The sequence below is a fragment of the Parabacteroides sp. AF17-28 genome (assembly GCF_003479205.1).
GTDB classification, from domain to species: Bacteria; Bacteroidota; Bacteroidia; order Bacteroidales; family Tannerellaceae; genus Parabacteroides; species Parabacteroides acidifaciens.
The window spans coordinates 1-427 of sequence record NZ_QUGV01000024.1; positions in this window are offsets into that span (position 1 = coordinate 1).

A 427-nucleotide genomic window follows, 5' to 3' on the forward strand; every position below is an offset into this window, starting at 1 on the left:
TGAAATCAACGGCAAAAGAGAGCCTGCGGCAGGGGGGCTTATTGTATAAAACGTTTTTTTCGAGCTCAGGAGACATCCGAAACAAAACAAATGTTAATCCGTTTTTTTGACCTCAAAAAGGGACTTTTTCGCCTTTCTTGAGCGTTTTCAACAATTACGACCGTCCTCTTTGCCATTACGACCGTGCTAATGTGTAGTGCACTCGGCACCTCGCGGAGATTAGGACGGTCGTAATGGCGATTTGAACGGTCGTAATTGGAAAGAGGACCGTTTTCAGGGCAAAAAAGCACCTGAATTTCCTTGGGATATTTAGGACGCCGTCCGTTTTATTTTCAAATATTCGATTCTCCGGGAGTTAAGGTTTATCACATTGTCGGCGTTTCCGCTTTTTGGTAATCAAATTGTACGCTTTCCGAGACGGACTGCG